This is a genomic window from Streptomyces djakartensis, assembly GCF_014651075.1.
Taxonomy (GTDB): Bacteria; Actinomycetota; Actinomycetes; order Streptomycetales; family Streptomycetaceae; genus Streptomyces; species Streptomyces djakartensis.
Map to the genome: position 1 here is coordinate 1 of NZ_BMWE01000005.1, position 15,586 is coordinate 15,586.

Consider the following 15,586-nt stretch of genomic DNA (forward strand, 5'->3'; position numbering starts at 1 on the left):
ACATCGGCTACACCGCCGCCACCGAGATCGCCAAGGAAGCCCTCGCCACCGGCCGCGGCGTGGCCGAACTCGTCCTGGACAAGGGCCTGCTGCCCGCCGACCGGCTCGCGGACCTGCTCCGCCCCGAAATTCTGGCCGGCAGCGGCCCGGCCCCGGTGGCCTGACGCACCGTCAGCCCACATCGCAGAACGCGGGTCTCATCATTCGGTCGGAATGCGTACGGTGATCCCATGCCGACCCGAACGGAAGGGATGGGATCCGCCATGCCGGGACCACGGGAGACCGCCGTCTACACGCACGGGCACCACGAGTCGGTGCTGCGCTCGCACACCTGGCGCACCGCCGCGAACTCCGCCGCGTACCTGCTGCCCCGGCTCCGGCCCGGCATGAGGATCCTGGACGTCGGGTGCGGGCCGGGGACCATCACCGCCGACCTGGCGGAACTCGTGCCCGGCGGGCACGTCACCGGCGTCGACCGGGCGCCGGGGATCCTGGAGCAGGCGCGCGCCACGGCCGCCGGACGCGGGCTGGACAACGTCGGCTTCGCGGTCGCCGACGTGCACGCCCTGGACCACCCGGACGGCACCTTCGACGTCGTGCACGCCCACCAGGTGCTCCAGCACGTGGGCGACCCCGTGCGGGCACTGCGCGAGATGAGGCGCGTGGCGGCACCCGGCGGTCTCGTCGCCGTACGCGACTCGGACTACGCGGCCATGACGTGGTTCCCGGCGTCCGAGGGACTCGACGCGTGGCTGGACCTGTACCGCCGGGTCGCCCGCGCAGGCGGCGGTGAACCGGACGCCGGACGCCGGCTGAAGGCCTGGGCGCTGCGCGCCGGGTTCACCGACGTCACGGCGAGTTCCGGCACATGGACCTTCGCGACTCCTCAGGAGCGGGCCTGGTGGAGCGGGCTGTGGGCCGACCGGACACTGACGTCGGCGTACGCCGACCGGGCCCGCCAGGGCGGGCATGCCGACACCGCGGAACTGGAGGCCGTGGCCCGGGCCTGGCGCGAGTGGGGCCGACGGGAGGACGGCTGGTTCTGTGTACTGCACGGAGAAATTCTCTGCCGAAAGGAAGCCTGAATCTCGTTTTCCGGGAAACCAGTAGAGCAGGAGGTTCGAATCATGGTTCCCATTCTGCTGGTGCTGCTTCTGGCTTTGATTCTTTTCGGTGCCGGATTTGCAGTAAAGGTACTCTGGTACGTCGCGTTGGCGGTTCTCGTTCTGTGGCTGCTGGGATTTGTCGTGCGGGGCACGTCGGCATCCGGGGGCAGGGGCCGCTGGTACAGGTGGTGAACGGGCCCCGGGATCGGGGGTCAGCTCCCGTCCCGGGGAAGCAGCGGTCCGAGCGGCCCGAGGTCCAGATTGAGGTCCTCGGGCCGCAGTCCGTAGCGCTCGCGCAGTTCCGTCATCCGCTCCTCGAGCAGCATCAGAGTGAGCCCTATCCGCTCCTCCTGCTCCTCGCTCAGGTCTCCCACGTCGAACCGGCGCAGCGCCTGGCGCTCCATGAGCTGACGCAGCAGCTCCACCACCGTCAGCACGAGTTTGACCAGGTCACGCTCGACGGTGTCGGGGTCCAGGTCCATTTTGTTGCGGCGCGGCCGGGGGTCTTGCCGGGGGCTGTCGGACGTCACGGCAACTCCTCGAACGGGGACGGCACCTGGGCGTTCACCGAGCTGATGAGCGCGTTGAGGTCGATACGGACGAGGTCGACGTCGGCGATGCGCAAGGTGATGTCACCCGTGATCACCACACCGCCGGCGAGCAACCGGTCGAGCAGGTCCACGAGGGCGACCTCACGGCCTTCCACTACGGTCACTGCTTCTCCCCGCCGGTCAGCTGTTCCTCGCCGGCGAACGAGTACGCCGCCCAGGGGCCGGTGAGCACCACGCGCATTCCTGTGCTTTCACCCTTGGCACGGTCCACCATTTCCACGAATTCCTCGGAATGCGCACGCGGCACAAGATATGCGGCATTCAGAATGTTCCGGCCGCTCGCTTTGGAAAGCGCGGGATTCTGCGGCGGATGCAGCCGAGAGTCCTCTGCGAAAGCGGAAAGCTTTTCGTGCAGCGTGACCGAGAAGGTCTCGGCCTTCTGCCACATCTCCTCGTGCGATCTGGTCTGGGCGCGCCGCTGGCGCAGGTAGTCCCGGCCCGACGCGGCCTTCGGCGCGGGCTGGGCGGTCTCCTGCGGTTCGGACTCGGCGTACACCTTGACGCCCCACTCGACCCGGCCCTCCAGCCGGTCGAGGGTGCGCCGGAAGTCCTCTTCGCGGGCCTCCAGCATCGTCCGCACGCCGCTGTCGTCCCGGAAGACGGTGCCGAGCCTCAGGGGCAGCGGCGTCGTGACGGTCGTCAGCGCGTCGATCACGCCCTGGTGGGCCCGGGCGGTCTCGGTGAGCCAGTCCAGGTCCTCCAGATGGGCCCGGAGCGGCTCCTCCGCGAAGTCCCGCTCCGGCACATGGCTGACGACGGCGACGAGGCCGTGGTGGGTGAGCCCTCTGGGCGGGTCACCCGCCACCCCCGTCAGCTGGGACTGGAGCGGAGTGCCGAAGGGGCGGCAGACGGCATAGACGTACCGCAGTCCGGTCACGGTGCCTCCTTCTGCTCCGCCCGGCCGGGCTCCAGTTCCTCCAGCCGGGCCAGCCTCTCGCGCAACTCGGCGTTCTCACGGGCCAGTTCGTCCCGCCTGGCCCGCGAGCTCAGGTTCGGGTCGCTTTCCCACCAGTCGATTCCCATCTCCTTCGCCTTGTCCACCGAGGCGACGATCAAACGCAGCTTGATGGTGAGGAGTTCGATGTCGAGCAGGTTGATGCGGATGTCGCCCGCGATCACGATGCCCTTGTCCAGGACCCGTTCCAGGATGTCGGCGAGGTTGGCGCCGCTCTGCTGGCCGTAGGGCTCGGGCATCCTGCTGGGCGTTGTCATCGACGGCTCCCGCCCTCGGCGTACTCGTCCTCGTACTCCTCGTCCTCGTACTCCGCTTCCGGCTCGTCCTCGGACTCTTCCTCGGGCTCCTCGTCGTACTCGCCCTCAGGCTCGTCCTCGGATTCCTCCTCGTCCTCGTACTCGCCCTCGGGTTCCTCCTCGTCCTCCTCTTCCGGCTCCTCGTCCTCTTCGTCGTACTCGTCCTCCGGCTCCTCGCCCTCGGGGCGCTCCTCCTCGGACTCCTCCTCGGCGAGTGCGTCCTCATGGCTGCGCACGACCTCGCCGTCGCGGATCTCGCCGCGCCAGGCCTCCTCCACCTCGCCCTTGATCGTGATGAAGCGGACGAAGTTCTTCAGGTCGAGCCGGGCGCGCCTGCCCTGGGCGCGCCAGATGTTGCCGGTCTTCTCGAAGAAGCCGGAGGGGTAGTACTCGATGACCAACAGGACACGGGTCAGGTTGTCGGTGAGCCGGTGGAAGGAGACGACGCCCCGCGTGGTGCCCTTGGCCCCCTCGGACTTCCAGGCGATGCGGTCGTCGGGGATCTGCTCGGTCGTGGTCGCCTTCCAGCTGCGGTTGGACCACCAGACCTTCAGCTGCCAGTCCGAGGTGACGTCGTCGGCTTTGCTCGCGGCCTTGACGCCCTTCGCGAAGGTGCTGAAGTCCTGGTACTGCGTCCACTGGTCGTACGCGGTGCGCAGAGGTACGCCGACATCGATGTGCTCGATGATGACGGTGGGCTTGTTCCCGGAACGGCCCTTGCCCTTCCCCTTGCCGCCGCCCCCCAGGTTCTTCAGGGCCCCCGTCACCTTGTCCTTGACGCGAGAGCCACCGGTCTCCAGGGCGGCACGCACCGGTCCCTTGCCCTCGGCGAGCTTACGGCCGCCGTCGAGGGCGAGCTTCGCGAAGCCGGGGCTTTTGCCCTCGGCGATGTCGTTCAGTTTGCCGGTGGTCTCGCCGAGCTTGCGGCCCACACCGGTCAGCATGCGCGTGGCCTGAGCGGCGAGATACTCCTGCAGCTCTGCCTTGAGCCGGTCGGCGGCCTCGCTGTGGGCCACGTCGGCAAGCGGGTTCTTCGTCGCTCCGTTCGCGGCGGACTTCGCCGATCCGAGGGCGTCGCTCATCCCTCACCGCCTCCCTTCGACAGCCGGGACCGGGCGCTGCCGCCCCGCCTGCCGGCGGTCGCTTTCTTCGCCGCCGTGGTCTTCTTCGCCGCCGCCTTCTTGGCCGGGGCCTTCTTCCCGGCAGGAGCCTTCTTGGCGGCCTTCTTCGCGGGGGCCTTCTTGGCGGAGGTCTTCTCCGCCGCGGGCTCCTGCTCGCGGTCGCCCGTCTCCTCGTCCGTCTCCGGACCCGAGTCCTCGGGCGCCTCGTCCTCGTCTTCCTCGTCGTACTCGGCGTCGCCGCGCCCACCGGGCACAGCACCGGTGAGCTGGTCGCGCATCTGGGCCGTGCGGCCGTGCAGCCGGTCGGCGATCGAGTCGAGCTGCCGCTCGACCATGGCGCCGGAGGCCGCCTTGCCCACGCCGCGCAGGTCCTCGCGCAACTGGTCCCCGATCTCCTTGAACTGCGGGTTGTTCCGCAGCTGCTGCTGAACCAGCTCCGCGACCATGCGCGGACTCAGGTTCAGCTTCTTGCCGGCCACCAGCCCGCCGACGGCCATCGCCATCTTCAGCTTCTTGGTACGCCCCAGGAGGTATCCGGCCCCCACTGCGAGGCCCAGTCCCGTTCGGTTCATTGTGTCGTCCCTTGTTGGCCTGTTCCCGCGCTCGTGCGCGTAGCGGTCTCCAGCCGGTCGAGGAGTTCGTCCTCAAGGCGGTCGAACTCCTCCTCCGTGATCTCCCCGGCCTCCAACTGCTCCTCAAGACGGGACAGTTCGGCCCGGACCGTAGCGGGGTCGTAGTAGATCCGCTCGGCCTCCTGGAGCACCTGATTGATGGCCCAGGCGCTGCCGCGCACCGGTGCGAACGGCAGCAGCAGCACCTCGGAGATCAGACCCATGTCGTCACCCCGCTCCGGTCTCCGTGCCCCCGGCCGCGGTGCCCGCCGGCTCGGCCGGGCCGGGCTCGACGAAGCTGTACGGCGGCAGCGGGCCGTTGATCCGCACCTCCAGGTGCGGCATGTCCTTGCGGGCCTGCTCCACAGCGGCCAGGAAGGTCTCGGCCGACTCGCGGTCGACGAGGAACGAGACGTTGGCCAGCCAGCCGGTGGACTCAGGCCCCACGCTCACGTCGTCGGCGGCCGGTTCCAGGGCGCGCTGCAGTGCGGCGGCGTCGTCGCCCTCCTTGGCCTTGACCGCGGCGGCGACCATCTCGCCGAGCCGGACCTTGTCGTCGTAAGTGCCGCCGCCCGCCTGACGGTTGGCCTCCGCGAGGCTGCGGATGTCCGGGCTCTCGGCCATCACCTGGTGCAGGACGGCCTCTTCCACGTGGTTGGCCTTGATGTTGTACTCGACCCGGCCGTCCAGGGCCCGCAGGCGCTCCTTGTAGTGCTCGGCACGCTCGGCGAGCACGCTGGTGATGGCGTTGTCGTCCGGGGCGACGCTGCCGAAACGCATGGGCAGCACACAGCCGGCCGCCCCCGCCTCGCTGAGCACGTTCTGGTGGGCGAGGAGGTCCCTGCGCTTGGGCCGCAGCCCCTCGGGCGCCTCGCTGACGACGGCCGCCAGGTCACCCTCACGCAGGATGCGCACCGGGCGGGGCGGATCACCGACACCGCCCATGCCCTCGGGCAGGGCGGGGTGCGAACTCGCCGCGATCCCGTAGACGTAGGTGCTCACTCCTGCTCCTCCTTCCGGCGGGACGACGTGCTCTTACGGGCGCGCGGGCGGGACTCGCCCTGACGCTCGGAGCCTTCGTCGCGGGCCTGCTTGAAGGCGTCGGAGATGGTCTCGGCGGCGCCGGACAGCGCACCCTTGGACTTGCCGCGCGCCCCGGACTCGGTCATCTCACCGACCAGGTCGGGCAGGCCCGGGTCCTTGCGCGGCCCGGCCTCGAGGTCGAGCCGGTTGCACGCCTCGGCGAAGCGCAGGTAGGTGTCGACGCTGGCGACGACCACACGTACGTCGATCTTGAGGATCTCGATGCCGACCAGGGAGACCCGTACGAAGGCGTCAATCACGAGCCCCCTGTCCAGAACGAGTTCAAGCACGTCGTAGAGACCGCTGCTGCCGCCCCCGCCGCCGGTTTGCTGTGCCGGTACAACAGTCATTCCGGCTGTTCCTCCTCGTGTGTGATGGTGATTCCGTCCGGGCGGCCTAGCGGCCGCCGGGCCTGCGCGCGTCGGACCGCCCGCGCTCGTAGCGACGGACGCGCCGGTAACCGGTGAGCTGCCCCTCGGAGTCGAGCTCCACCTGGTAGCTCGCCATCAGGCTCATCGTGTCGGGTACGCGCTCGAGTTCGAGGACCTCGACCTCCAGCGCCCACCCGTCCTCCGTCTTCTCGAAGGACGACACGGACTCGGCTTCCATGCCGGTGAGCTCCGCGAGCTGACCGCGCGCCTGGCGCAGCACCTCCATCGGGCTCGGCCGGTTGTCAGCCGCCTGACGGTCGGTCGATGTGCGCGATTTCTGTGACTCCTGTGCCTTCTGTGAATCTTGCGACTCTTGCGTGTTCTTTGTGTTCGACATGGCCACCTCCCCCTCCGTGTGGCCGCAAGAGTGTTCGCCAAACCTCTACGGGCGCATGCATCTGCCACCCACCGAGCCGGCGGCGGTGGCTGCCTCAGCCGCCCAGTGCCTTCAGCCGCCGCTGGGCAGGGCCCAGCGCCCGGCCGCGGTTCAGCAGGCCCGACCAGGGGTCGGTGCGGGCCTGCTCGACGGCGTCGGCGATGGTCCAGCGACGGGCGTGCAGCTCGGGGTCGTCCAGTTGCTCCCAGCCGACGGGGGTCGCCACCGGCGCGCCCGGGCGGGACCGGACGGTGAAGGGGGCGACGGCAGTCTGGGCGTAGGCGTTGCGCTGCACGTCCAGGTAGAGCCGCGCACCGCGGTCCTTCTTGCGGGCGGCGGTGGTGAGGCGGTCGGGGTGGGCTTCGGCGAGGGTGCCGGCGACGTCCTGGGCGAAGGCGCGTACCTCGTCGAAGTGGTGCCGGCCGTTCAGCGGCACGATCACGTGCAGGCCACGCGAGCCGGTGGTCATCAGCGCCGCGGGCAGCTCCAGCTCGTCCAGGAGCTCCTTCAGCAGCCGGGCGGCCTCACGGACGGCCTCGAAGTCGTCCCCCGTCGGGTCGAGGTCGAAGACCAGCCGGTCGGGGCGGTCGGCGTCATCGGCGCGGGACAGCCAGCGATGCAGGGTGATGCTCGCCTGGTCGGCCAGGTAGAGGAGGGTGGCGGTGTCGTCGCACACGGTGTGGCAGACGGTGCCGCCCTCCTTGGACAGCTCGACGCGGTTGATCCACTCCGGGTAGTGGTCCGGGGTGTTCTTCTGCATGAAGCGGGGGCCGTCGATGCCGTCCGGGTGCCGCTGAAGCATCAGCGGACGGCCGCGCAGGTGCGGCAGCATGAAGGGCGCCACGGCCCGGTGGTACTCCACCAGGTCTCCCTTGGTGTACTCCTTGGCGTCCGGGCCGCCGGGGAAGAGCACCTTGTCCGGCCGGTGGACCTCCACGGTGCGGCGGCCCGCCCGCACCGTGCGCGTGCCGTCGGTGCCGCTCACCGCACGACCGCCTCCTCCACCAGCAGCCGCCCCGCCGCCGCGATCGACTCGGCGTCGATGCCCGCGGCGTGCAGCTGTTCCTCCGGGGACGCCGATCCCGGCATGGTCCGCACCCCCAGCCGCACCAGCCGCGGCACGGGCCGGCCGTCGGTGAAGGCGTCGAGGACCGCGTCGCCGATGCCGCCCTCCGGGTGGTGGTCCTCCACGGTCACCAGGCAGCCGGTCTCCTCGGCGGCCCGGCGCAGGGTGTCCCGGTCGACGGGCTTCACGGAGTACAGGTCGATCACCCGCGCGTTGATGCCCTCCTGCTCCAGGGCGTCGGCGGCGGCCAGCGCCTCGTGCACGGTGACGCCCGCCGCGACGAGGGTCAGCCGGTCCCGCTCGGAGGAGCGCAGCACCTTGCTGCCGCCGACCGGGAACTCCTCGTCCGGGCCGTAGATCACCTCGCTCTCGCCGCGCGAGGTGCGCAGGTAGCGCACGCCCTCCAGGCCCGCCATCGCGCCGACGAGCCGCGCGGTCTGGTTGGCGTCGCAGGGGTACAGCACGGTCGAGCCGTGCACCGCCCGCATCATCGCCAGGTCCTCCAGGCCCATCTGGCTCGGCCCGTCCTGGCCGATGGCGACACCGGCGTGCGAGCCGACGAGGTTGATGCCGGAGCCGCTGATGGAGGCCATCCGGATGAAGTCGTAGGCCCGGGTCAGGAACGCCGCGAAGGTGGCGGCGTACGGCACCCAGCCGCGGGACGCCAGTCCGACCGCGGAGGCGACCAGTTGCTGTTCGGCGATGTAGCACTCGAAGTAGCGGTCGGGGTGCTCCTTGGCGAAGAACTCGGCGCGCGTGGAGTCGCCGACCTCGCCGTCCAGGGCGACGATGTCGCCGCGGCCGGTGCCGAGCGCGGCCAGTGCCTGTCCGAAGGCGTTGCGGGTGGCGACCTCTTCGCCCTTGTCCCACCTGGGGAGCTCGAAGTCACCGGTGTGCACCGAGTGCAGCATGCGGGCGGCGGGCGGCTCCTGCACCGCCACGCGGATGTCACGGGAGCCGCCGAGCTCGGCGATCGCGTCCTCGGCCTCCGGCAGCGGCTTGCCGTGCAGGCCCTCCCGGTCCTGAACGCCCTCGACGCCCTTGCCCTTGAGGGTGCGGGCCAGGATCGCGGTGGGCTGGCCCTTGGTGGACGCGGCCTCTCCGTAGGCGCGGTCGATGGCGTCCACGTCGTGCCCGTCGACCTCGATGGTGTGCCAGTCGAAGGCCTGGAAGCGGCGGGCGTAGGCGTCCAGGTCGTGTCCGTGCCGGGTCGGTCCGCGCTGGCCGAGCCGGTTGACGTCGACGATCACGGTGAGGTTGTCCAGGTGCTCGTACCCGGCGTGCTCGGCGGCCTCCCACACGGAACCCTCGGCCAGTTCGCTGTCGCCGCACAGCACCCACACGCGGTTGCCGGTGCGGTCGAGCCGCTTGCCGGCGAGCGCGATGCCGACGCCGACCGGCAGGCCCTGCCCGAGCGAGCCGGTGGCCGTCTCGACCCAGGGCAGGCGCTGCGGGGTGGGGTGCCCTTCGAGGCGGCTGCCCAGCTTGCGGAAGGTGAGCAGTTCCTCGTCGTCGATGGCACCGGCCGCCTTGTACGCGGAGTACAGCAGTGGGGAGGCGTGTCCCTTGGAGAGGACGAAGCGGTCGTTGCCGGGGTGGGCGGGGCGCTCGAAGTCGTAGCGGAAGTGGTGGGCGAGCAGCACGGCCATCAGGTCGGCCGCGGACATCGAGGACGTCGGATGCCCGGAGCCCGCGGCGGCGGCGGCGCGGACACTGTCCACGCGCAGCTGCCTGCCGAGGTCGGTGAGTTCACCGGTGTTCATGAGTCTCCTTTCGCGGAGTCGTCCGGGACGTCGGAACGCTTGACGGGACCGGGGGCGGTGCCGGGCCCCGGGGGCGGTTGGCCCGGCGGCGGTTCGGGGCTGGCCGACGGGGGCCGGCTCCTGGCGGGCTCCCCGCCCGGCTGGCTCCTCGCAGGTTCGCCACCGGGCTGGCTCCTGGCGGGCTCACCACCGGGCTGGTTCCTGGCGGGCTCGCCGCCCGGCTGGCTCCTCGCAGGTTCGCCGCCCGGCTGGCTCCTGGCGGGCTCGCCGCCCGGCTGGCTCCTCGCAGGTTCGCCGCCCGGCTGGTTCCTGGCGGGCTCGCCGCCCGGCTGGCTCCTCGCAGGTTCGCCACCGGGCTGGCTCCTGGCGGGCTCGCCGCCCGGCTTGTTCTTGGCCGGCTCACCGACGGGCTGCCCCTTCGCCGTCTCGACCTCCGAACGCCGCTCCACGAACCGCGAACCGGCCTCGGCCGCGCCCGGATCAACCGCGGGCCGCCCCTTCGCCGTCTCGGCCTCCGAACGCCGCTGCGCGGGCCCGGGTCCGGGTCGTACCTGCGTCGGCCCGGGCCCGGGCTGCCCCTTCGCGGGCTCTTCTGCGGTCAGGCCCTGGTCGGGCTCCCCGCCGCCGCTCACCCCGTCATGGGTGTCGGCCTCGAGCGCGGCTCCCGGCCCTGACCGGGCGTCGGCCTCCTGCCGCCGGCCCGGCCCGCCCGGGACCCGTGCCAGCTCCGGCGACGACGTGTCCAGGGGGACGGACCACGACCGGACCAGCCCCAACTGCACGGCCTGCCGCGGCAGTACCGCGTCGAGCAGCCAGTCGGCGGCGACCCGGACGCGGTTGCCGGGCATCGCGGCCAGGTGGTAGCCCCGCGTCACCGCACCGGCGGGTACCCCGGACAGGGCCACGCCGAGCGGGTTCGCGGCAGCCTTCGCACCGCCCAGATCGACGACGAAACCCAGGTCGCGGTGGCGGTAGGGCTTGCGCGAGCCGCCGAGGCCGAGCGAGGCGGCGACGTTCTCGGCCGCGACCTTGCCGTGCCGCCAGGCGTGCTGCGCGGTCATCGGCGTGTAGCTCCCCGGCTTCTCGAGATCGGGTACCGCGGCCACGTCACCGCACGCGAACAGCTCGGGCCGGCCCGGCACCTGCAGGTGCGGGTCGACGAGCAGCCGCCCCTTCTCCATCGGCAGCCCGAGCGACTCGACCAGCGGGTCGGGCCGCACGCCCACGCACCACACCAGGGTCCGGGTCTCGACGAACTCGCCGTCGGTCAGCACGACCCCCTCGTGCGTGGCCTCCTGCACGGAGGTCCCCATCCGCACGTCCACGCCCCGCTCCCGCAGCACCCGGTCGGCGGTGGCGGACAGCTTCTCGTCCATCTCGGGCAGCACCCGCGGCGCCACGTCCAGCAGCATCCACCGCGGCCGCATGCCCTGCCGCAGCGGATGCCTGCGGACCTGCGCGTCGGTGAACATCTGCCCGTGCGCGGCGACCTCGGTGCCGGTGTATCCCGCGCCGACCACGACGAAGGTGCACCGGGCGGCGCACGTCCCGGGGTCGTCGGCGGCGGCCGCCAGCTCCACCTGCCGGGTCACGTGGTCGCGCAGGTAGAGCGCCTCCGGCAGCCCCCGGAAGCCGTGCGCGTGCTCGGCGACGCCGGGGATCGGCAGCAGCTTGTTGACGCTGCCGGCGGCGATCACCAGCCGGTCGTAGGCGAGTGTGCCGCCCGCGCCCTCCGGGCCGGTGTGGTGCAGGGTGCGCTCGTCGAGATCGATGCGGTCGGCCTCACCCAGTACCAGCCGTACGTTCGGCAGCGAGTCCGAGAGGGAGACCGTCACCCGGCGCGGCTCGAGGACACCGGCGGCGACCTGGGGCAAGAGGGGCAGATACAGGAAGTAGTCGGTCGGGTTCAGCAGGGTGATGTGGGCCCGGCCCCGGGTGATCCGGGACAAGGTGCGGGCCGTGCGGTATCCGGCGAAACCGGCACCGACGATCACGATGCGGGGTCGACTCACGGTCGCTCGCCTCCGGCGCTGTCGCGTACCTCGGGAGACTTCCGCGTCCCCCTGGCCAGGGCACCCAAACGTCCACGGGTGCCCCCGTCGGCCCGGACCGCACCGGTTTCCGGACCCGCGCCCGGGTACTCGGTGCGGGTTACGGACCGCCGACGTCGCGGAGGCACTCCCCCATGCCCGAGTACGGTTACTTCCTCTCGTGCGAGCAGTACGGACCGGCCGAGCTGATCGAGCAGGCCCGGATGGCCGAGCAGGCCGGTTTCCAGGCACTGTGGATCTCGGACCACTACCACCCGTGGAACGACGAGCAGGGCCAGAGCCCGTTCGTGTGGTCGGTGATCGGCGCCCTCTCCGAGGCGGTGTCGCTGCCGATCGAGACGGCGGTGACCTGCCCGACCGTGCGCATGCACCCGGCGGTGGTGGCGCAGGCCGCGGCGACCAGCGCGGTGATGACGAACAACCGCTTCCGGCTCGGCGTGGGCTCCGGCGAAGCGCTCAACGAGCACATTCTGGGCGACCACTGGCCGCCGGCCCATGTCCGTCTGGACATGCTGGAGGAGGCCATCCAGGTGATGCGCCGGCTGTTCTCCGGCGAGGAGGTCAATCACCACGGGCCGCACTACACGGTGGAGAACGCCCGCCTGTACACGGTCCCGGACGAGCCGATCCCGATCGACATCTCCGGTTTTGGCCCGGCGGCGACCCAGCTCGCGTCCCGCGTCGGCGACGGCTACATCTCGGTCATGCCGGACGCGGCGATGGTGGAGCAGTACCGCAAGGGCGGAGGCGGCGGAAAGCTGGTCAGCGGTGGCACCAAGGTCTGCTACGACACCGACAAGGACGCGGCCGTGAGGACCGTCCACCGGCTGTGGGCCAACGAGCAGCTGCCCGGCGAGCTGGGCCAGGTCCTGCCTTCCCCGGCCCACTTCGAGCAGGCGCAGCAGCTCGTCACCGAGGACATGGTGCGTGAGAACCGGGTGTGCGGCGACGACGTGGACGAACACGTGGCGGAGCTGAAGCAGTTCGCCGACGCGGGCTTCGACCGGGTCTACGTCAACCAGATCGGCCCCGACATGCGCGGCTTCTTCGACTTCTACCGCACGAAGGTGCTGCCGCAGCTCCAGCAGACCGTCTGAATCAGGCAGACCGTCTCAACCAGTCTGCGACGCCGCTCGTGCGGCTCTGGGAGTTCCCGCGTGGTCGCCGCGTGCATGTGGCCGACCCGGGAAAACAGGAGGCGCGGGAGTACCGGGGCGCCTAGTGTCACGGGCATGTCTGTACGCCTGCGCATGCGTGACGCCCTGCCGGAAGCGATGCGTGCCCGCGACAAGGCCGCGGTGAGCGCCCTGCGCGGCACGCTGGCCGCGCTGGACAACGCCGAGGCGGTGCCCGTGGACGAAGCGGTGCACCGCGCCGCGGCACTGGAGGCGTCGCCCGCCGGGGCCGGGGCCACCGAGGCGGTGCGACGTGAGCTCAGCGAGTGTGATGTCGTGCAGATCGTGCGAGCCGAGGCCGCCGAACGGCTCGCGGCGGCAGCGGAGTTGAGCGCCCCCGCGCACGCCGACCGGGCCGGTCGGCTCCGCGCGGAGGCGGCCGTACTGCTCCGGTTCCTCGACGGCGAAAGCGACGCGGGTACGGAGAACGACAGGTCCTAGCGGCGGACCTGCCCGGCCAGTTTCCGTGCGGCCAGGATGCCCGCCCCCACGGTGACGGCCGCGCCCATCCACCCGCGGTTCCGCGACACCCACTGCTGCGGGCTGTTGCCGACGGCCTCGTCGTCGAAGCGCCCGTGTGCGCCGAAGTCCTGGCCGTGCGGGCCGTCCGCGGGCTCCCACAGGTTCGCCGGCCCGTCGTGCCGGCCCGTCTGCTGCTGCGCGTCGACGTTCGTGCGCGCCAGGTAGCGGTCCAGCAGCCCTGGGGCGACGGCGTTGGCGAGGAGTGTGGCGGCCGTGGAGCCACCCACCCAGTACTCCCGGCGCCGCGCGTGCGACGCCGCGTGCACGATCGCCTTGGCCGCGACCTCCGGCTGGTACACGGGCGCCACCGGCCGGGCGCGTCCCTCCATGCGGTTCAGCACCCAGTCGAACTGGGGGGTGTTGAGGCCCGGCAGTTGCACCATCGTGGTCCGCACCCCGCTGCGCGCGTGCAGCAGTTCGCAGCGCAGCGACTCGTTGAACCCCTGGATGGCGTGCTTGGCCCCGCAGTACGCCGACTGCAGCGGAATGCCCCGGTAGGCCAGCGCGGAACCGACCTGCACGATCGTGCCGCGGTCGCGCGGCAGCATGTGGCGCAGGGCGGCCCGGGTACCGAACACGAAGCCCAGGTACGTCACTTCGGTGACGCGGCGGAACTCGTCCGGCCCGATTTCGGTGAACGGCGCGAAGACCCCGGTGAAGGCGTTGTTGACCCAGACGTCGATGTGCCCGAAGGCGTCGACGACCTGCTGGGCGGCGTCGTCCACCGCCTGGGCGTCGGAGACGTCCACGCCCACCACGAGCGCTTCGCCTCCGGCCCGCCGCACCTCCTCGGCCGCGGCGGCGAGTCCTTCACGCCCGCGTGCGAGCAGGGCGACCTTGTCGCCCCGGGCGGCGAAGGCCCGGGCCGTGGCCCGTCCGACGCCGCCGCTGGCCCCGGTCACCACGACCACGCGGCCGCCCTGGTGCGACGTGTCTGTCCCGCGCACCCGGCATCACGCCCCGCGGCGGGGTACGTCAGGGGCGTCGGCCGGCCGCGGGGGCACGGCCCCCGGGGCGGACGCGGCCCCGCCGGGCGGGGCCGGCGGTACGGGCGGGTAGGGCAGACCACCCGCCGCCGCGGCGACCTGGCCCGCGCCCTCGTGCCCCGGTGCCGTACCGGCCGCGTGCCCGGGACCCGGGCGGGACGGCCGGGCCATGCCGCGCAGCGCGTACGCCGCGACACCCAGGATCACGGCGGTGACGAGCGCGGCGGCCCAGTCCGGCAGGCCGAGGGCGAGTGCCAGCCCCACGGCGAGCGCCAGGGCCGCACCCGCGTACAGGGCGAGGGCACCGGACGCGGCGTACAGTGCCGCCGTGCGGCGCTGCTTGCGCGTCTGCTCACGCAGTTCGTCCCGTACGGTCTCGCGCGCCACCTGCGCCAGCTCGTCGACCAGGTGCTTGTCCAGATGCTCCAGGTGATCCAACGGCTTCATGCCCGGCCGGGTACCCTCACCCTCTACTGGGTAACTAGGCTCGTGGGCATGGAGATTCTGGGTGCCACGCTGCGCGTCTGCGTCGACGACCTTGAGACCTCGATCCCCTTCTACGAGCGGCTGGCGGGCGGCAGAGCCCAGCGCTTCGAGCGAGGTGGCGTCCAGGTGGCGGCGATCGGCTGCTTCCTGCTGATGAGCGGTCCCCCGGCCGAACTGGAGCTGCTGCGCAAGGTCGCGGCGACGATCGCCGTGACGGACGTCGAGGAGACCCACAAGGTGCTGACCGAGCTGGGCGCCCACATCGTCGCCGGTCCCATCGCCTCACCGGCGGGCCGCAACCTGATCGCCCTGCATCCGGACGGATCGGTCTACGAGTACGTGGACCGCCACGCGTAGGCGAGCGCCGCCGCCGGGACTCAGTGCCGCCGCGCCGGGGTGATCATCTCGACCGTGAGCGCCCAGCGTTCGTGGTCGCGCCAGGCCCCGTCGACGAAGAGCATCTTCGGCGAGAAACCCTCCAGGCGGAACCCGCAGCCGCGGGCCAGGGCGATCGACGCGGCGTTCCGGGGCTGGACGTTGATCTCCAGCCGGTGCAGCCGCATCGGGCCGAAGGCGTACCGCACGACGAGGTCCAGCCCTTCGCGCATCAGCCCGCGCCCGGCAGCGTGCGCGAAGGCGCCGTAGCCCAGCGTCCCGGACTGGAAGCCGCCCTGGACGATGTTGTTGATGTTGATGAACCCGGCGATGGCCCCGTCGCCCTTCTCGCACACCAGGAAGCCGGCCTTGGAGGGGTCCTCGATCAGCCGGCCGGCGTAGGCGGTGTAGGCCTGGACGGTGTCCGGCGGGAAGAGCCACGGGCGGTGCAGGTCCCTGCTCTCCCGGGTGCGGGCGGTGAACTCGGCGCCGTCCTCGTAGGTGAAGTGGCGTATGCCCACCCGGGGGCCTTCGGCGAGGTAGCGGGATGCGTTGTGCGGCACCCCGCCACG

21 protein-coding genes and 1 pseudogene are annotated in these 15,586 nt (G+C 71.7%); 6 read left to right on the plus strand and 16 right to left on the minus strand.

The features are described from left to right. The 3 genes and pseudogenes from aspA to IE212_RS09885 form a co-directional block, all read left to right on the plus strand. Positions 1 to 164 (plus strand): annotated as a pseudogene (aspA, locus tag IE212_RS09875) (aspartate ammonia-lyase); the annotation flags it as partial. A gap of 99 nt (positions 165 to 263) precedes the next feature. Continuing rightward, positions 264 to 1,085 (plus strand): class I SAM-dependent methyltransferase, encoded by an 822-nt coding sequence (locus IE212_RS09880; protein ID WP_190197683.1) that lies wholly within the window; start codon positions 264 to 266, stop codon positions 1,083 to 1,085. A gap of 42 nt (positions 1,086 to 1,127) precedes the next feature. After that, entirely contained in the window at positions 1,128 to 1,298 is a 171-nt protein-coding gene (locus IE212_RS09885) for a hypothetical protein (protein WP_030242537.1), read from the plus strand. Between the two features lie 20 nt (positions 1,299 to 1,318). Here IE212_RS09885 and IE212_RS09890 read toward each other — a convergent pair whose 3' ends face one another. From IE212_RS09890 to IE212_RS09950, 13 genes are all read right to left on the minus strand, one after another. Then, entirely contained in the window at positions 1,319 to 1,588 is a 270-nt protein-coding gene (locus IE212_RS09890; RefSeq protein ID WP_190197684.1) for a gas vesicle protein K, read from the minus strand. Between the two features lie 44 nt (positions 1,589 to 1,632). Then, positions 1,633 to 1,821, minus strand: a complete 189-nt coding sequence (locus tag IE212_RS09895; RefSeq protein WP_030242533.1) for a gas vesicle protein — start codon at positions 1,819 to 1,821, stop codon at positions 1,633 to 1,635. Next, the gene (locus IE212_RS09900) at positions 1,818 to 2,594 is read right to left on the minus strand and encodes a GvpL/GvpF family gas vesicle protein (protein ID WP_190197379.1); all 777 of its coding nucleotides are present in this window, start codon (positions 2,592 to 2,594) and stop codon (positions 1,818 to 1,820) included. The genes IE212_RS09895 and IE212_RS09900 overlap by 4 nt, the downstream gene beginning before the upstream one ends. Beyond that, on the minus strand, positions 2,591 to 2,929 hold the full coding sequence (locus tag IE212_RS09905; RefSeq protein WP_190197380.1) for a gas vesicle protein: 339 nt from the start codon (positions 2,927 to 2,929) through the stop codon (positions 2,591 to 2,593). The genes IE212_RS09900 and IE212_RS09905 overlap by 4 nt, the downstream gene beginning before the upstream one ends. Beyond that, entirely contained in the window at positions 2,926 to 4,050 is a 1,125-nt protein-coding gene (locus tag IE212_RS09910) for an SRPBCC family protein (protein WP_190197381.1), read from the minus strand. The genes IE212_RS09905 and IE212_RS09910 overlap by 4 nt, the downstream gene beginning before the upstream one ends. Then, positions 4,047 to 4,661 (minus strand): DNA primase, encoded by a 615-nt coding sequence (locus tag IE212_RS09915; RefSeq protein WP_190197382.1) that lies wholly within the window; start codon positions 4,659 to 4,661, stop codon positions 4,047 to 4,049. The genes IE212_RS09910 and IE212_RS09915 overlap by 4 nt, the downstream gene beginning before the upstream one ends. Then, on the minus strand, positions 4,658 to 4,924 hold the full coding sequence (locus tag IE212_RS09920) for a gas vesicle protein GvpG (RefSeq protein ID WP_190197383.1): 267 nt from the start codon (positions 4,922 to 4,924) through the stop codon (positions 4,658 to 4,660). The genes IE212_RS09915 and IE212_RS09920 overlap by 4 nt, the downstream gene beginning before the upstream one ends. Before the next feature lie 4 nt (positions 4,925 to 4,928). Then, positions 4,929 to 5,702: a GvpL/GvpF family gas vesicle protein gene (locus IE212_RS09925; RefSeq protein ID WP_190197384.1), complete on the minus strand. Its 774-nt coding sequence runs from the start codon at positions 5,700 to 5,702 to the stop codon at positions 4,929 to 4,931. Continuing rightward, positions 5,699 to 6,133 (minus strand): gas vesicle structural protein GvpA, encoded by a 435-nt coding sequence (locus tag IE212_RS09930; RefSeq protein ID WP_030242502.1) that lies wholly within the window; start codon positions 6,131 to 6,133, stop codon positions 5,699 to 5,701. The genes IE212_RS09925 and IE212_RS09930 overlap by 4 nt, the downstream gene beginning before the upstream one ends. 46 nt (positions 6,134 to 6,179) lie before the next feature. Then, complete coding sequence (locus tag IE212_RS09935) at positions 6,180 to 6,551, minus strand: gas vesicle protein GvpO (RefSeq protein ID WP_190197385.1); 372 nt, start codon at positions 6,549 to 6,551, stop codon at positions 6,180 to 6,182. 94 nt (positions 6,552 to 6,645) lie between these two features. Continuing rightward, positions 6,646 to 7,575: a non-homologous end-joining DNA ligase gene (gene ligD, locus IE212_RS09940; protein WP_190197386.1), complete on the minus strand. Its 930-nt coding sequence runs from the start codon at positions 7,573 to 7,575 to the stop codon at positions 6,646 to 6,648. Continuing rightward, entirely contained in the window at positions 7,572 to 9,419 is a 1,848-nt protein-coding gene (locus tag IE212_RS09945; protein ID WP_190197387.1) for a transketolase, read from the minus strand. Before IE212_RS09945 ends, ligD begins: the two co-directional genes overlap by 4 nt. After that, positions 9,416 to 11,431: an FAD-dependent oxidoreductase gene (locus IE212_RS09950; RefSeq protein WP_190197388.1), complete on the minus strand. Its 2,016-nt coding sequence runs from the start codon at positions 11,429 to 11,431 to the stop codon at positions 9,416 to 9,418. Before IE212_RS09950 ends, IE212_RS09945 begins: the two co-directional genes overlap by 4 nt. Positions 11,432 to 11,604: 173 nt before the next feature. On the opposite strand from IE212_RS09950, the gene IE212_RS09955 reads away from it, so the two are divergent. Both IE212_RS09955 and IE212_RS09960 read left to right on the plus strand, forming a co-directional pair. Beyond that, entirely contained in the window at positions 11,605 to 12,567 is a 963-nt protein-coding gene (locus IE212_RS09955; RefSeq protein ID WP_190197389.1) for an LLM class F420-dependent oxidoreductase, read from the plus strand. Between the two features lie 177 nt (positions 12,568 to 12,744). Then, complete coding sequence (locus tag IE212_RS09960) at positions 12,745 to 13,086, plus strand: hypothetical protein (RefSeq protein ID WP_190197685.1); 342 nt, start codon at positions 12,745 to 12,747, stop codon at positions 13,084 to 13,086. Here IE212_RS09960 and IE212_RS09965 read toward each other — a convergent pair. Further along, positions 13,083 to 14,114, minus strand: coding sequence for an SDR family oxidoreductase (locus IE212_RS09965; protein ID WP_190197390.1), 1,032 nt, complete (start codon positions 14,112 to 14,114; stop codon positions 13,083 to 13,085). The two genes, IE212_RS09960 and IE212_RS09965, sit on opposite strands and share 4 nt — an antisense overlap. Positions 14,115 to 14,120: 6 nt before the next feature. Next, positions 14,121 to 14,600 carry a phage holin family protein gene (locus tag IE212_RS09970; RefSeq protein WP_190197391.1) on the minus strand — a complete coding sequence of 160 codons (480 nt, stop codon included), beginning with the start codon at positions 14,598 to 14,600 and terminating at the stop codon, positions 14,121 to 14,123. 48 nt (positions 14,601 to 14,648) lie between these two features. On the opposite strand from IE212_RS09970, the gene IE212_RS09975 reads away from it, so the two are divergent. Beyond that, positions 14,649 to 14,996, plus strand: a complete 348-nt coding sequence (locus IE212_RS09975; RefSeq protein ID WP_190197392.1) for a VOC family protein — start codon at positions 14,649 to 14,651, stop codon at positions 14,994 to 14,996. A 20-nt stretch (positions 14,997 to 15,016) separates the two neighbouring features. Here the strand turns inward: IE212_RS09975 and IE212_RS09980 are convergent, their stop codons facing one another. After that, a complete protein-coding gene (locus IE212_RS09980) occupies positions 15,017 to 15,577 on the minus strand; it encodes a GNAT family N-acetyltransferase (RefSeq protein ID WP_190197393.1) in 561 nt (186 codons plus the stop codon). Positions 15,578 to 15,586: the final 9 nt, after the last annotated feature.

Excerpts from the sequence above, each read along its gene's own strand:
- IE212_RS09880 (WP_190197683.1), top strand. The coding sequence starts at position 264 with ATGCCGGGACCACGGGAGACCGCCGTCTACACGCACGGGCACCACGAG.
- IE212_RS09885 (WP_030242537.1), top strand. The coding sequence starts at position 1,128 with ATGGTTCCCATTCTGCTGGTGCTGCTTCTGGCTTTGATTCTTTTCGGT.
- IE212_RS09890 (WP_190197684.1), bottom strand. The coding sequence starts at position 1,588 with ATGGACCTGGACCCCGACACCGTCGAGCGTGACCTGGTCAAACTCGTG.
- IE212_RS09905 (WP_190197380.1), bottom strand. The coding sequence starts at position 2,929 with ATGACAACGCCCAGCAGGATGCCCGAGCCCTACGGCCAGCAGAGCGGC.
- IE212_RS09910 (WP_190197381.1), bottom strand. The coding sequence starts at position 4,050 with ATGAGCGACGCCCTCGGATCGGCGAAGTCCGCCGCGAACGGAGCGACG.
- IE212_RS09915 (WP_190197382.1), bottom strand. The coding sequence starts at position 4,661 with ATGAACCGAACGGGACTGGGCCTCGCAGTGGGGGCCGGATACCTCCTG.
- IE212_RS09920 (WP_190197383.1), bottom strand. The coding sequence starts at position 4,924 with ATGGGTCTGATCTCCGAGGTGCTGCTGCTGCCGTTCGCACCGGTGCGC.
- IE212_RS09930 (WP_030242502.1), bottom strand. The coding sequence starts at position 6,133 with ATGACTGTTGTACCGGCACAGCAAACCGGCGGCGGGGGCGGCAGCAGC.
- IE212_RS09935 (WP_190197385.1), bottom strand. The coding sequence starts at position 6,551 with ATGTCGAACACAAAGAACACGCAAGAGTCGCAAGATTCACAGAAGGCA.
- IE212_RS09945 (WP_190197387.1), bottom strand. The coding sequence starts at position 9,419 with ATGAACACCGGTGAACTCACCGACCTCGGCAGGCAGCTGCGCGTGGAC.
- IE212_RS09955 (WP_190197389.1), top strand. The coding sequence starts at position 11,605 with ATGCCCGAGTACGGTTACTTCCTCTCGTGCGAGCAGTACGGACCGGCC.
- IE212_RS09960 (WP_190197685.1), top strand. The coding sequence starts at position 12,745 with ATGCGTGCCCGCGACAAGGCCGCGGTGAGCGCCCTGCGCGGCACGCTG.
- IE212_RS09970 (WP_190197391.1), bottom strand. The coding sequence starts at position 14,600 with ATGAAGCCGTTGGATCACCTGGAGCATCTGGACAAGCACCTGGTCGAC.
- IE212_RS09975 (WP_190197392.1), top strand. The coding sequence starts at position 14,649 with ATGGAGATTCTGGGTGCCACGCTGCGCGTCTGCGTCGACGACCTTGAG.